Source organism: Marinobacter sp. KM021 (assembly GCF_050707965.1).
GTDB lineage: Bacteria > Pseudomonadota > Gammaproteobacteria > Pseudomonadales > Oleiphilaceae > Marinobacter > Marinobacter shengliensis.
Map to the genome: position 1 here is coordinate 3,158,825 of NZ_CP136129.1, position 14,815 is coordinate 3,173,639.

The 14,815-nt window shown below is 58.5% G+C and carries 10 protein-coding genes; 4 read left to right on the top strand and 6 right to left on the bottom strand.

What is annotated here, in order from left to right; translation table 11 throughout:
- The first annotated feature begins 218 nt into the window (after positions 1-218).
- Positions 219-2,018 carry an EAL domain-containing protein gene (locus RVM24_RS14900; protein ID WP_431474282.1) on the top strand — a complete coding sequence of 600 codons (1,800 nt, stop codon included), beginning with the start codon at positions 219-221 and terminating at the stop codon, positions 2,016-2,018.
- Here the strand turns inward: RVM24_RS14900 and RVM24_RS14905 are convergent.
- The gene (locus RVM24_RS14905; protein ID WP_058091541.1) at positions 2,005-2,295 is read right to left on the bottom strand and encodes a type VI secretion system PAAR protein; all 291 of its coding nucleotides are present in this window, start codon (positions 2,293-2,295) and stop codon (positions 2,005-2,007) included. The genes RVM24_RS14900 and RVM24_RS14905 overlap by 14 nt on opposite strands.
- A 194-nt stretch (positions 2,296-2,489) precedes the next feature.
- Here RVM24_RS14905 and RVM24_RS14910 point away from each other — a divergent pair, with 194 nt between their 5' ends.
- Positions 2,490-4,910 carry a xylulose 5-phosphate 3-epimerase gene (locus tag RVM24_RS14910; RefSeq protein WP_431474283.1) on the top strand — a complete coding sequence of 807 codons (2,421 nt, stop codon included), beginning with the start codon at positions 2,490-2,492 and terminating at the stop codon, positions 4,908-4,910.
- 19 nt (positions 4,911-4,929) lie between these two features.
- Complete coding sequence (locus tag RVM24_RS14915; protein ID WP_431474284.1) at positions 4,930-7,692, top strand: cation-transporting P-type ATPase; 2,763 nt, start codon at positions 4,930-4,932, stop codon at positions 7,690-7,692.
- Between the two features lie 34 nt (positions 7,693-7,726).
- On the opposite strand, the gene RVM24_RS14920 is transcribed toward RVM24_RS14915, so the two are convergent.
- Positions 7,727-9,469 carry an alkaline phosphatase D family protein gene (locus tag RVM24_RS14920; RefSeq protein ID WP_431474285.1) on the bottom strand — a complete coding sequence of 581 codons (1,743 nt, stop codon included), beginning with the start codon at positions 9,467-9,469 and terminating at the stop codon, positions 7,727-7,729.
- 217 nt (positions 9,470-9,686) lie between these two features.
- Positions 9,687-10,298 carry a Yip1 family protein gene (locus RVM24_RS14925; RefSeq protein WP_072676108.1) on the bottom strand — a complete coding sequence of 204 codons (612 nt, stop codon included), beginning with the start codon at positions 10,296-10,298 and terminating at the stop codon, positions 9,687-9,689.
- Positions 10,299-10,543: 245 nt separating this feature from the next.
- On the opposite strand from RVM24_RS14925, the gene RVM24_RS14930 reads away from it, so the two are divergent.
- Positions 10,544-11,347 carry a dienelactone hydrolase family protein gene (locus RVM24_RS14930; RefSeq protein WP_431474286.1) on the top strand — a complete coding sequence of 268 codons (804 nt, stop codon included), beginning with the start codon at positions 10,544-10,546 and terminating at the stop codon, positions 11,345-11,347.
- 90 nt (positions 11,348-11,437) lie between these two features.
- Here the strand turns inward: RVM24_RS14930 and RVM24_RS14935 are convergent, their stop codons facing one another.
- From RVM24_RS14935 to RVM24_RS14945, 3 genes are all read right to left on the bottom strand, one after another.
- Positions 11,438-11,644: a cold-shock protein gene (locus RVM24_RS14935; RefSeq protein WP_008172950.1), complete on the bottom strand. Its 207-nt coding sequence runs from the start codon at positions 11,642-11,644 to the stop codon at positions 11,438-11,440.
- 261 nt (positions 11,645-11,905) lie between these two features.
- On the bottom strand, positions 11,906-12,286 hold the full coding sequence (gene crcB, locus RVM24_RS14940) for a fluoride efflux transporter CrcB (protein WP_431474287.1): 381 nt from the start codon (positions 12,284-12,286) through the stop codon (positions 11,906-11,908).
- Positions 12,287-12,300: 14 nt separating this feature from the next.
- A complete protein-coding gene (locus tag RVM24_RS14945; RefSeq protein ID WP_197463800.1) occupies positions 12,301-14,748 on the bottom strand; it encodes an acyl-CoA dehydrogenase in 2,448 nt (815 codons plus the stop codon).
- Positions 14,749-14,815 lie beyond the last annotated feature (67 nt).

Below are 14,815 nucleotides of genomic sequence, written 5' to 3' on the forward strand. Positions count from 1 at the left end.
AATACGATTAAATACATTAAAATTTGTTGAAATTCATATTGTTACAACGCGTTAACGGTTGTAATTTTAGGTAACCTTCAGCCGACCACGTTGCCAGGATGCTCACCGAATGGATTCCGAACCCGCAAACCAGACCAGCCGCCCCCCGCTGACCAGGCTGCCTTTTTTGCAATCACTGAATCGCTGGCTCCCCTTCCTCATCCTGTTTCTGGCCGGGCATGCCAGAACTCAACTCACTGCTCTCGGTCAGCCTGTCGCTGTGCCTGATCGCGCTGTGCGAATTCACCCCCCATTTCATGGCCATCCACCGCACGGGCCGCAGAATTCTCCGGGGCTTCAGCATGGCTGCCGGGCTGCATTTGCTGGCCGCCCCGTTACCACTGCCATTACTCGGACAAGACGTTTTTCTGATCATCAGCGCTGCCGGTGGCGCCTTCATCCTGGCCCTGGTCCTCAGCCAGCTTCGCAAACACGTTTACGCCCGCTATTACGCACTGTCGGTGCTTGCCATTGTCCTGGGTGCCGTCATTAGTTCTCTGAGGACCATCGGCTGGTTACCGGTCACACCGCTGACCGACTCCGCCTTCTTTCTGGGGGCAGCCGCCGGATCGCTGATACTGACCAGCGGTGTTGGCCGTCTGCTGCTGGAAGAGCGTAAGCGTCGCCTGAGCTCAGACATTCGGGTGCAGGAGGAACAGAAGCTGCGAGCCCGCATCGAGCGGGATTATGACCGGGTACTGAAAACCCATCGGGTTACCGGCAAACCGAACCGGCCGATGCTGGAAGAAACCCTGGGCAACATCGACTGTCAGCAAACCCCCTACACGTTGTGCCTGATCCGCCTGGCGCGGTTCAACGAACTGGAGCAGGCCCTGGGCTACCGGACAGCCGAAGACCTGCTCAAACAATACCTGCGTCTATTGAACCGCTACCTCAAACGCACTCTCGGTGATCGGCTGATCATGATCAATGGCTACGGCATCGCCACACTCGACACCGTCAACCACGCCTTCGCCATGGATCGCGGCAGTGATCCGGCACAGGATCGCGAATTACTGGAAACCGTCAGTCACTGGCTGTCAGAGAACTTCCGTGAGGGGCGGTTTTCGTTCTCCTGGGCGGCATCGATGGGGGTCGCCTATGCGCCTGAGCATGGTACCGATGCCGCCAGTGTGCTCTCCTCCGCCGGTTTTGCATCACTGGATGAAACCCGCCCGATGGCGATCTACGACCCGGCCATTGCCGACTGGCAGTACCAACAGCAAATCCTGATGCTGGATGTTGAAGATGCCCTGCGCTGCGGCGACATGTGGCTGGAATACCAGCCCAAGGTGAGCATTCGGGATGGCAAGGTGCGCTCAACCGAGGCGCTGATTCGCTGGCAACATCCGGAATTTGGCCGGATTCCCCCGGATCACTGGATTCCACTGGCCGAACAGGTGGGTATCATTCATTCCGTGACCTTGTGGGTACTGGACCAGGCCTGCCAGGATTTTACAGCCTTGCGACAGCGTTACGGAGATAGCATCGGTGTTGCGGTTAACATCTCTGCCAAAGACGTTGCCCACCCACTGTTCCATGAGGAAGCCGGCGCCATCACCCGCCGGCACGGGGTCAGCCCGGACCGGGTCATTCTGGAAATCACAGAAACCGCCGCCATGGCCGACCCGGAAGTGGCCCGGAGCGCCATCCGCACCCTGAGTAGCATGGGGTTCCGCATTGCCCTTGACGACTTCGGTTCCGGGCACTCATCCCTGGGCAACCTGGCCAGCTTCCCGCTGGATGAATTGAAGATTGACCGCAGTTTCCTGCAAGACATACTGCTTTACCCGGTCCGCCAGAAAATTCTGAGAGCAGCCCTGGAGTTAGGCGAGGCGCTGGACCTTGATGTAGTTGTTGAAGGGGTAGAGGATGAAGCCATCGCCCTGTGGCTGCAGCAGTTCCCCGGCCTGCACGGCCAGGGCTACTACTGGGCACGACCCGAAAGGGTCAGAGCAGCGCTGGTCAGCCCCCGATAATCACAGAGCCGCTGCCAATCGTCACCCCGCCGCAGGATACAGCGCTACCCGTAATGGCAGCCGGTTTGCCATTGATCATCACCGACGATGACCCTTCGGCAATCACTCTGGGGTGGTTGGAATGCTTGGGCTTGGAATGGGGTGCCAGGGGGTCACCAAGGCGGGCAACCGGTTTGCCATCCACAAGCACATCCGGAGAACCGGCGAGAACCGGGGTAGGCGGAAATCCCTGGTGGTCTGAACCGAGATCTCCCAACAGCACGATAGCTTTGCTCATTGTCTGATTCCTTTCAGGACAAGATTGGAAGAAACATCCTATAACGTTTCTACCGATAACCCAACCCATCGCTCGTGGCTTTGTGACGCTTCCGAAAAGATGCAATTACGACTGACCTGAATCAAGGGCTCTCCGGGCCGGGCGTTTTACACTTCTTTCACACTCTCAAGCTCAAAAGCCATGGAGGCCGCACCATGCCATCGCCCAACGTACAAGCTCCATCGCCGACTGCTGCAGACAACAGTGCAGCCTACCAACGCTGGCAGCAGGGCTATGGTGTTATCCGCCACTCGGAAGACACCGAAGCCAGGGTTCAGGCCCTGGCCCGAAAACTGGTGGCGGATGGCCTCCAGCCCGATACCGATACCGTCTACCAGAAACTGGCGTACCTCGACCGGCTAACCAGCGCAGGGCTCTGGCTGGTGGTGCACATGACCTACTGCAACCGAGTGGACATTTCCGGGGCGCCCCTGGCTGCCCAGGATTTCAAAGCATCACCTGAAGGCCATACCGGTGGCGCCCTCAATATGGTGCCTGCCTACGCCGCTTATCTGGCCTTGAACAACCTGACCGGGCAAACCCGGAGCTGGCTGATGGGCCAGGGCCATTGCGTTGCCGCCGTCGACGCCCTCAACGTGTTGACGGGCAACCTGCATCCGGAACAGCGGGCGCGCTACCTGGCACCTGAAGGTTTGTCGCGGCTTGCCGCTGACTTCTACAGCTACCGCCAGAAACCCGACGGTGCCATGGCCTCCCCCCTTGGCAGCCACGTCAATCCGCATACCGCCGGGGGCATCCTGGAGGGCGGCTATCTGGGCTTTGCCGAACTACAGTACGCCCACATGCCGCTGCCGGGCGAATCGCTGGTGACCTTCCTCTCGGACGGCGCCGCCGAGGAACAGAGAGGCAGCGACTGGATTCCGCGCTGGTGGCGGGCAGACGATTGCGGGCAGGTTCTGCCGATCATGATTGCCAACGGCCGGAGAATCGAACAGCGCACCGAACTGGGCACCCGGGAAGGGCTGGAGCGCTTCACCGAACTGCTTGAGGCACACGGATTTGAGCCAGTACGTTTCGATGGCAAAGATCCGGCGGCGTTCGTCTGCACTTTATTTGATATGGAGCGGACACTGGCCGCCCACGGCGACGCCGCCAGCCGGGGTGAAGCCAGCTACCCTGTCCGTATTCCCTACGGTATCGCCGAAACCACCAAGGGTTTCGGGTTCTACGGTGCCGGCCAGAATTCCGCCCACAACCTGCCCCTGCCGGGCAACCCACGGCTGGACACGCGGGCCCGGGACCTGTTCAACGAGCACATCCAGCCTCTGTGGGTGTCACCGGAAGAACTTGAATGGGCCGTCGCAGCACTTAATGAGCACCGCCAGCAACAGCGCCCCCTTGAGCGGGATCACCCCCTGGCACTGCGCAACCCACGCGAACCCCAGGTTCCGGTATTGCCTTACAGTCAGGACAAGTCATCACCGATGACGGCAGTAGACGCCTTCTTCCGGGCACTGACCAAGAGCAATCCGGATCTTCGGCCCAGAGTAGGCAATCCGGATGAACTGGCAAGTAACCGGCTGACGGGTGTTCTCAAGGACCTCAGGCATCGGGTAAACGATCCGGAAAGCGATGACGAATCCATTCACGGCCATATCATCACTGCCCTCAACGAAGAGGCGGTGGTCTCCGCCTGCCTGGGGAACAAGGCAGGCCTGAATCTGGTCGCCAGTTATGAGGCCTTCTGCGTAAAAATGCTCGGTGCGGTGCGACAGGAGCTGATCTTTGCCAGGCACCAGAAAGAGGTGGGCAGGCCCGCCCGCTGGCTTGGCTTCCCGATCATAGCCACCTCCCACACCTGGGAAAACGGCAAGAACGAGCAGTCCCATCAGGACACCACGTTCTGCGAGGCCATGCTGGGTGAAATGAGCGATGTATCCCGGGTGCTTTTCCCTGCCGACTACAACAGCACCCTCGCGGTTCTGCCGTCGGTTTTCACCGAACGCGGAAGAATCAGCTGCATGGTTATCCCGAAGCGCGACCGGCCCTGTGTGTTCAATGCCAACGAGGCTGAACGCCTGGCCAGGCACGGCGCCCTGGTAGTCGACGAAGACACCTCCGCCGGTGAGGAGCCCCTGCTGCTGATTGCCAATGGTGCCTATCAACTATCAGAGGCCATTCGCGCCTGCGAACGTTTGCGGGAAACCGGAACGCCGTTCCGTCTGGTCTACCTGCAGGAACCGGGCCGGTTCCGCCAGCCCCGGGATCCCCTCGAAGCGGCAGCCTGCCTGACCGAGTTCGAGCGGGAACGGCTGTTCCCGCACCGGATGCAGCGGCGAGTGGCACTCACCCACATGCGCCCGGAAGTATTCCGGGGACACCTGCACACTCTGTTCCCCCAGCCCGCCCATTCACGGGTATTGGGATACATCAACCGCGGCGGCACCCTGAACGAAGCCGGCATGCTGTTCGCCAACCAGTGTTCCTGGGGCCACACCCTGGCGGCCTGTGCCGACGTCATGGACAAACCACCGGGGGAGTGGCTGTCCAGCGCAGAGCTGGCAGCCGTGGAAGGTCGCGGAGATCCTTCGGTGATAACCCGGGGCTTGCCCTGAGCACCCGGAGGGACCCCACATGAGCGAAGTTCCGACTCAGCCATCATCGGCAGGAGCACCAGGCCACACCACTGACTTGAATCGTCCCTGGCATAGCATCGGGTCTGAAGAGGCCCTGATCGCCCTTGAAACCGATCATCGCGGCCTTGCGGAGTCCGAGGCCAGCCAACGCCTTGCCAGTTATGGCTATAACCGGCTGCCTGCGGTCGATGGCCCTGGCCCACTCATTCGCTTCTTGCGTCAGTTTCACAACATTCTGATCTACATCCTGGTTCTGGCTGCGCTCGGCACAGCTTTGCTTGGGCACTGGGTGGATACCGGTGTCATTCTCGGTGTCGTTCTGATCAATGCCCTGGTCGGTTTCTTCCAGGAAGGCAAAGCCGAGCGCGCCCTCGGCGCCATTCGTAACATGTTATCACCGACCGCCCAGGTCATTCGTGATGGCAAGCGCCAGGAAGTTGCCGCCGAAATGCTTGTGCCTGGCGACATTGTCAGACTCAAGGCCGGCGATCGTGTACCGGCGGACATTCGCCTGATCGAAAGTGCCGACCTGAGAATCGAAGAAGCAGCCCTGACCGGTGAATCCGAAGCGTCAGATAAAGAGGAGGCTGAACTGGAGGAAAAACTGCCCCTCGGGGATCGGGCGAATATGGCTTACTCCAGCACACTGGTCACCTTCGGCAATGGCTACGGCGTTGTGGTGGGCACCGGCCAGCAAACAGAGATTGGCCGCATAAGTGAGCTGATGGAGTCGGTAGAAGCTGTCACAACACCCTTGCTGCGCCAGGTCGCCATCTTCGGACGATGGTTGAGTGCTGTGATCGTGATGGTATCAGCCCTGACGTTTGCTATCGGCTACTGGGTTCGCCAAACCGAACTCGCAGAGATGTTCCTTGCGGCGGCCAGCCTGGCCGTAGCGGCCATTCCAGAGGGGATGCCAGCTATCCTCACCATCACGCTTGCCATTGGCGTACAGGAAATGGCGCGCCGAAACGCGATCATCCGACGATTGCCTGCGGTCGAAACCCTAGGTGCCGTAACCACAATCTGCTCGGACAAAACCGGCACTCTGACCCGCAATGAGATGAAAGTCGAGACGGTAGAAATGGCTCACCGGAGCCTGACCGTCAGCGGTGTCGGTTACGAACCCGTCGGGGAGTTTGAGGAATCCGGCAAGCCGTTCGATCCAAACGACGACCCGGCCGTGATCCAGATGTTACGGGCAGGACTTCTTTGTAATGATGCCGAAATTGCAGAAAAGGCCGGCGATTGGATACTCAATGGAGAGCCGACAGAAGGCGCTCTGGTGGCAGTCGCGCGCAAGGCGGGGCTGAACCCTGACAACCTGAACCATCGTTGGCACCAACTGGATCGCATACCGTTTGCCTCAGAGCATAAGTTCATGGCCACCCTGAACAGGGACGACGAACATGGAACGGGAAACTGGATCTTTCTAAAAGGCGCACCCGAACGAGTTCTGGAAAGGTGCTCCACACAGATGGGCACCACTGAACCGGAGCCACTGGACAACGATTACTGGCATGATCGGATGCAGGCTATCGCCGATGAAGGCCAGCGAGTTCTGGCGGTGGCCTGCCGAAAAGTGCCAGGTGACCTGACTCATCTGGAATGGCACGAAGTCGAGTCTGACCTTGTACTGCTGGGCTTGTACGGCATCATGGATCCCCCAAGGCAGGAAGCCATTGAGGCGGTGTCACAGTGTCAGGCAGCGGGAATCCGGGTCGTGATGATCACCGGCGACCACAGTGGCACCGCGCAGGCTATCGGCCGCCAACTCGGAATCGCCGGGGAGGAACCGGCAATGACGGGGCAGCAGCTTGAGGCCCTATCGGAGCAAGAACTGGTCGAAGCCGTTTCCCGGGTAACCATTTTTGCCCGCACCAGTCCGGAGCACAAACTGCGGCTGGTCCGTGCGCTCCAGGCCCATGAAGATGTCGTGGCCATGACCGGTGATGGCGTAAACGACGCACCAGCGCTGAAACAGGCCGATGTCGGTGTAGCTATGGGCAAGAAAGGCACCGAAGCTGCCAAAGAGGCCTCCGAGATGGTGCTTGCCGATGACAACTTCGCCACCATCGCCCGCGCCGTGGAACAAGGCAGAACGGTTTACGACAATATTCGCAAAGCCATTCTTTACCTGTTGCCGACCAACGCGGGCCAGGGACTGACCATTTTCATGGCGGTCCTGCTTGCGATGCCATTACCACTGACTCCGGTTCAGGTACTCTGGGTCAATATGGTGACGGCTGTCACGCTGGCCATGGCTCTGGCCTTTGAACCCACCGAACCCGGCACCATGGCGCGCCCTCCCCGCAGTTCTCGCCAGGCCCTGATGTCCGGTGGGTTTCTATGGCGCATACCGTTTGTCGGGCTATTGCTGTGGGCAGGCACTTTCGGTCATTTCTACTGGCTCACCGGCCTGGGAGCGGACCTTGAACTGGCCCGTACGGCAGCCATCATGACGCTTGTAGCCGGGCAGATTTTCTACCTGTTCAATGTGCGCCACCTGTATTCCTCGGTGCTCAACTGGCGCGGCCTGTTTGGCAGTCCTCCTATCTGGATCGCCATTGGCATTCTGGTGATTTTGCAAGCCGCCTTTGCCTATGCGCCGCCCTTACAGTTGCTGTTTGGCACCACGGGGCCCGGTGCAACGAACCTGTTACTGAGCCTGACGTTCGGGGTTTTTCTGCTCTTGGTGGTAGAGCTGGAGAAGTGGATTATCGCCCGCCTTTCCACGGGCACGAGCGACAACCGTGATTGAACTGACCCGGGCAATGCCCGGGCCCATCGTGATATCACCCTGCAGATTGCTCCAGGCGGCGCCCCTCGGAACCAGGCAATGTGCGCAGAGAAATCGTGGCCTGACTGAGGCTCTCATAGCTCCGGCTTTTCACGGTATCCAGAAAATGCCACTCTGAACGCGCCTCGGTCGGGGTAAACGTCACCAACATATAGCCTCTTTGGCTGATATTGAGGCTCTCCAGATCATCAACCAGTAACGCGATGCCCTGCTCAGCTTGCGGAATCATCTCTGCCGGCAGCCCCAGATACCCCTCAAGCCCAGGCGAGGTCACCGAGGCCGTGGCGAACTCCACGCCAATCTGTCGCCCTTCAATATCCCGGAGGTTGTTGGCCCACGCGTTGTGGGTATCACCGGCCAGCACCACCAGGTTCCTGTCCAGCTGCCGGGCGGTGGCGAGAACCACTTCCCGTTCGTACTGGTAGCCGTCCCAGGCATCCAGGTTATAGGGTGCTGCCAGTTCAAGCCGTGCCAGTTCCTGCTCGGTAAGCGTGGGATCACCCTGCAGCGCCCGGGCTTTCAGCGTTGCCAGTTCGGCCAGTGATGCCGGCAGGTTTTCCAGATTCTGTGTCGCAATGGCCATCAGCAGCTCGGCGGGCAGGTTCATGCGCCCCATCAGCACCTGCTGGCCAAGGACTTGCCAGGTACCTGTCCCCTGCGCAAGTGCCGACTGCAACCACAAAAGCTGTTCGGCGCCCAAAAGGGTGCGGTTCGGATCTCCCACGGCCAACCGGAAAGCATCCACATCCAGGCCACTCTCCCCGAGGTAGTTCATGTAATCCAGCTGCTGGTCACGGCCAATAATGCGGGTATCCAGCATATGCAGATCAACCAGGTCGCCAAACCGGAAACTCCGATAGATGGTTTCGTTACTGCCCTGAATCACCGGGCGGATCGGCATCCACTCAAAGAAGGCCCGCAAGGCCGCCATTTTGCGTTCCCCGAAATCACCTTCGCCGAGCTCCGGATTGTGATTCTCTGCACCCTCGCGCCAGGTGTCGTTGGTGACCTCATGGTCATCCCATACCACGATGAACGGCATAACGCGGTGCAGTTCCTGAAGGTCATCGTCCTTGCGATAAATGCCGTAGCGTTGGCGGTAATCCTGCAGCGTAATCAACTCCCGATTATTGGCCTCCGGGAAGGTGCGCCCCAAGGCCTCGGCATCAGCTGCTGCGTAGCTGTCGGCCTCACTGCTGTATTCGTAGATATAGTCTCCCAAATGAACAAGGGCATCCAGATCCTGTCGGGTGGCAATCTCCCGATACACATTGAAATAGCCCGCCGGATAGTTGGAGCACGAGACAACAGCCAGCTTCACTTGATCAATGCTGCCCTCAGGGAGGGTTCGGGTAGTACCAACAGGCGATGTGCTGTTGGCGGAGCGGAAACGGTAGAAGTAGCGCTCGCCATCGGATAAGCCCCGGGCATCCACCTTCACCGTGTAATCATGCTCCGCGCTGGCCTCGGCAGTGCCGGAGTGTACGATCTCATCAAACTCGGCATCCCGGGCAATTTCCCAGCCCACGTCTACCGAGGTACCCCGATCCGGCACCGCACGCGTCCAGAGTATGACGCTATCCTGCAACGGGTCGCCACTGGCGACACCATGGGTAAATTCAACACTGCGCTTATCGCTGCTGTCGAACACACAACCCGCCAATCCGGTTGAGACAGCTACTGCCCCCATCCCCAAGGCCGAGGCTTTCAGAAAATCCCTGCGTGTTAACCGTGCCATTCTGTTCCCCTTATTATTCATTCTGAGCTTGTCCTGTTGTTGGCAGCCGCACGACTTGCGACCACAGATCAAACGCTAGACTGCTCAGATGAAAACCGCGTTGCCGGATTGCGACATCCCTGTGGCAAATGCCGACAACTGGGGAAAGGCAGGCACCAGGTCACAAAAAAAGGGAGCCGAGGCTCCCCTTTGATAGCTGATGATTGGCAGGTTGTGGCTACCCGCTGACAAACACCGGGCCGACACCGAAGTTCCAGAGAATGACTGAGCCAACACGAGTAGAAACGAGAATCACCAAGGCAACGGTCAGCAGGGCCCCGCCGTACATGACCGCACGCTCTTTCTCGATCCCCATCACGATGGGCAGGCCGTCATACATCAGCCAGGCACCGTAACAGGCTGCCGCCAGAAATACGGCCGCGTTGAACCATGGCACCGGGTACAACAGCGCAAAGCCAGCCAGGAACAGCGGAGTGCAGGAATAAGCCGCAAGGGCAATACCGTTAGAAGGTACGTGTTCCTCTTTGGCACCGTAGGTTTTTGCCATCCAGTTAATGGCGTAGCCCAGGGCAAAGACGCCCACCAGCATCGCAATGTATGTCAGGACGCTCAGCTGCAACGCACTGATTTCCGTTAGCTTGATCAATCGCTCGTTGCCGACGGACCAGCCAAAATGCGCGGTTGAGATGTAAGCACAGATCGGCGCGATGGCTGCCAGAATAACCACATAGGCAACATACAGCCGGGTTGGATGTTCGTGTTCTTTCTTTATGGATGCCCACTCTTGGTCCGGGTGGGTAAACAGACCAAACGCGTGTGACAGGAGCATAGACCACCCCCTCGTTATTGATGTTATTGGTATGGGTGGATACGGTGCCTGAACGAGTTCAGACTTATCACCGTTCCTGTTCTTAACTATAGTCAAGAACGGTCAGGTTGAAAGCGGCACCTGATGCCATTTTGTTCGCGAATCCGGTGCTCTCAGATCATTTGGTTCTGTAAAGCAGTATTCATCGGGTGTGTCTGAACACTCGTATGACAAGGAATCCGAAATCACACAAGGAGATGACCCACATGTCTGGAATCAGAAAAACAACATACCTCACTGCGCTCGCCCTGGCTATTGCCAGCGCCAGTGCCAACGCGGAACTTCGCACCGAAACGGTCACCTATGAAGTGGATGGCCAGACCTTTAGCGGCTACATGGCCTGGGATGATGAGGACGAGGGCAAACGGCCCGGCGTTCTGGTGGTTCATGAATGGTGGGGCCATAATGCCTTCGCCCGTGAGCAGGCAGAAAAGCTGGCCGCAGCAGGCTACACAGCCTTTGCCCTGGACATGTACGGTGACGGCAAGCTGGCTGAGCACCCGGATACCGCCCAGGAGTTCATGCAAGAAGCCACTAAAGACATGGATCAGGTGAAAGCCCGTTTCATGAAGGCCAAAGAGCTGCTGCAGAACCACGAAAGCGTGGATGCCGGCCGTATTGCCGCCCAAGGTTACTGTTTCGGTGGTGCCGTGGTATTGAACATGGCTCGGCTTGGCGTTGATCTGGCGGGGGTGGTCAGCTACCACGGGGCACTGGCCAGCCCGATTCAGGCAGAGGCCGGCAAGGTAAAAGCTAAAGTGCAGGTTTACACCGGTGGCGCCGACCCGATGGTGCCTTCAGAGCAGGTGGCAGGATTGGTTCGGGAGATGCAGAACGCGGAAGTGGACCTGACGCTGGTGAGTTTCCCCGGGGTTACCCACTCTTTCACCAACCCTGGCGCAGACAAGGTTGCCGAACAGTTCGGGATGCCCATCGCTTACGATGAAACGGCCGCTGCCCGGTCCTGGAACGGCACCATGCAATTCTACAGTGAGATTTTCACTCGCTGACCCAGTCGGGCCGGGTTAACGGCCCGAAATGCCAACAAAAAAGGCAGCCGAGGCTGCCTTTTTCTTGGTTATTGCTGAATCCCGTGGGGATTACAGAGCAACAACGTTCTCCGCCTGAGGACCTTTCTGGCCCTGAGTTACGGTGAACTCGACCTGCTGGCCTTCGGCCAGGGTCTTGAAACCAGAGCCCTGAATGGCGCTGTAGTGAACAAATACGTCCGGGCCGCCTTCACGAGTGATAAAGCCAAAGCCTTTTGCTTCGTTGAAGAACTTAACAGTACCGGTAGTAGTAGACATACTTAAACTTCCTGAAATCAATCATATTATCTGCTGCCACACACCTTCGTGGTGTTGGTCAGCGTTTGACGGAAAAACTGAACTCGCGGGATCAAAAACAGGACGGTCACTACTAACTGCGGAGGTACGTCTTATTCATGAACTGCTTGGCTAATCTTTCCTACGCGAACCACTCTACTCTGGAATTCCCGGCTTGCCAAGGGGCTTTTCAATAATTTATGTAGGTAGTCATACCCAGTTCCGGCGGCGCCTACGTACTGTTCAGCCCTTGATCAGACTGAAGGTATAAAAGCCCAGGGCAGTCATAAGAATAGACCCCACCACATGGGCGACAATGCCGGTGAGTGCCATGGCCCACTTGCCTTCCTGCAGTGCACCGAACATTTCCAGCGAGAAGGTCGAGAAGGTGGTCAGCGCACCACACAACCCGGTGATGGCAAACAAACGCCATTCCGGCGCCAGAGCGTTACTCTGGGTAAAAAAACCAATCAACAGGCCAACCAGCCAGCCGCCACTGAGATTGGCCACCAGAGTGCCCCAAGGTACCGCGTGGTAACTGGCATTCAGCCATAAGCCGAGCACCCATCGAAGGTTGGCGCCGATCACGGCGCCAACGCTGACTGCAACCACTGAGAGCCACATCTCATCCCGCTCCGTCAGGCCGGGTTGTGGTCAATCAGGGTGTCCTTGTTGCGGGCAAACTCATCAAACGGGAAGTCATCCACGGTGAGCATCTCCAGCACCACCTGTTCATACTGACGCATGAAATCTGCTTCTTCCTTGGTGTAGATGCCCGCTTCCAGAGCCGCTTCAAAGCGCTCTTCCGGGTGCAATGCCGTCATCGGCAGCTCACCCTTGGCATAGGCCTTGGTGGCTTTGCGGTACAGCTGCTCGGCCTTGTCGTAATCCTTGAGCAGACCGTTGTAGCGGGCTACCGGATTTTCCACGGTACCTTCCCCATCGGTGGTCCAGGCACCCGCCATCAGCTTGTTGCGGATGGGCGTATCGGTAGAGATCGCCCGCGCCAGCTTGCGCGCCAGATCATCATGAGGCGCGTCCCAACGACATCCCAGCGGCAAGGTTACCGCCCGCAGAGCCAAGGCCACAGGACGATTCGGCAGGTTTTGCAGGAACTCATCCAGGGCCTGTTCAGTACGGTGTAGCAAAAATGCCAGGCTGTACTGCATCAGTTCTTTCTCGCCTTCCACTGGCTGGGTCTCATGCCAGTTTTTCAGCACCATGGATGCCAGGTAGAGATTGGACAGCATGTCGCCGAGACGGGCGGAGATCAACTCACGCATTTTCAGCTCACCACCCAGGGTGGTCATGGCGGCATCGGCACACAGCCCGAAGGCGGAGCTGAACCGTGCCAGGGCCTGGGCATACTTGCGCGAAGCGCTGTCAAACGGCACATCGGCCTTGCCGACGCCCAGGGCCTGGGTGAACGCACGGGCGGCGTTGCCGAAAATCAGGCCGGCATGACCAAAGAATGCCTCATCAAAGGCCTTGATGTCGTCGTTATCCTTTGCGGCAAGCTCTTTCAGAACGTAAGGATGGCAACGGATCGCACCCTGGCCGAAGATCATCAGGCTGCGAGTCATGATGTTGGCACCCTCAACGGTGATCGACACCGCCGCACCACTGAAACCAATCCCCAGATAGTTACGGGGGCCGAGGGTAACCGTTTTACCACCGTGAACATCCATGGCGTCGGTCAGAATTTCACGCTGGAACTCGGTCAGGTGGTACTTGAGGATCGCCGACGGCACCGCCGGTTTCTCGCCCCGGTCGATCATGTTGGCGGTGTGGTTCACCGCCGACTGGGCAATGTAGGTTTTTGCGGCAATACGGGCCAGGGGCGCCTGCACACCTTCCATATCCGCCACCGGCGTATTGAACTGACGGCGAATGCGGGTGAAACCGCCAGCCGTGCCCACGGAGTACGCGGCCGCACCAGCCGCACCAGACGGCAGGGTGATACAACGGCCGACAGACAGACACTCAACCAGCATACGCCAGCCCTGGCCGGCCATTTCCTGGCCACCGATGATGTAATCCAGCGGGATAAACACGTCTTTGCCCTTGATCGGTCCGTTCATGAACGGAGTACCAATGGGGCAGTGGCGACGACCGATTTCCATGCCGTCGGTGTCCCGGGGAATCAGCGCACAGGTAATGCCATAGTCTTTGGTGTCACCCAGCAGACCGTCCGGGTCAAACATTCGGAACGCCAGACCCACCACGGTGGCCACCGGCGCCAGGGTAATCCAGCGTTTCTCGAAGTTCAGGCGGATGCCCAGCACTTCCTTGCCATCCACTTTCTGTTTGCAGACGATGCCGGTATCCGGCAGCGACGTTGCATCCGAGCCTGCCCGCGGGCCGGTGAGGCCAAAGCAAGGCACTTCACGGCCATCGGCAAGGCGTGGCAAATAGTAGTTTTTCTGTTCTTCGGTGCCGTATTTGACCAGCAACTCGCCGGGGCCGAGGGAATTGGGAACACCTACGGTCACCATCAGCATTTCGTTGGCCGCCAGCTTCTGCAGCACGGCGGTTTGGGCTTTCGCCGAAAACTCCAGGCCACCGTATTCTTTCGGAATGATCATGCCGAAGAACTTCTCTTTCTTGAGGAAGTCCCACAACTCTTTCGGCAGATCAGCCCGCTCCACCGCCAGATCCCAGGCATTGCACATGGAGATCGCCTGGGTACATTGATTATCAACGAATGCCTGCTCTTCGTCGCTCAACCCTGTATGACGGTTGATCAGCAGGTTGTGCCAGTCCGGGCGGCCGGTAAACAGCTCGCCGTCCCAGCCGACGGTGCCGGCTTCCAGCGCCACCTTTTCTGTTTCCGAGACCTTGGGCGCCACCTTCTTGAACATGGCAAACACCCGCGGGGTAAGCCAGTTGATCCGGAACTGCGGCAGCCCCGCCATCGCGGTAATGGCCGCACCGACAAATAACACCAGTGCGAGCCAGCCAGAGCCCGAGAAAAGGGCGATCACACCCACCACCGCCATAACACCAATAGCAGGCTTTGCACCGGATTCGCGGCGCAATACAAACAGCAGGCCGCCCAGTGCGATCAGAAACAGTATCAACGTCATCACAGGTTCTCTCTGTCTTCCGTGGATTGGAGTCTTTGGACAATAACCAAAGCCTTATAACACTTCG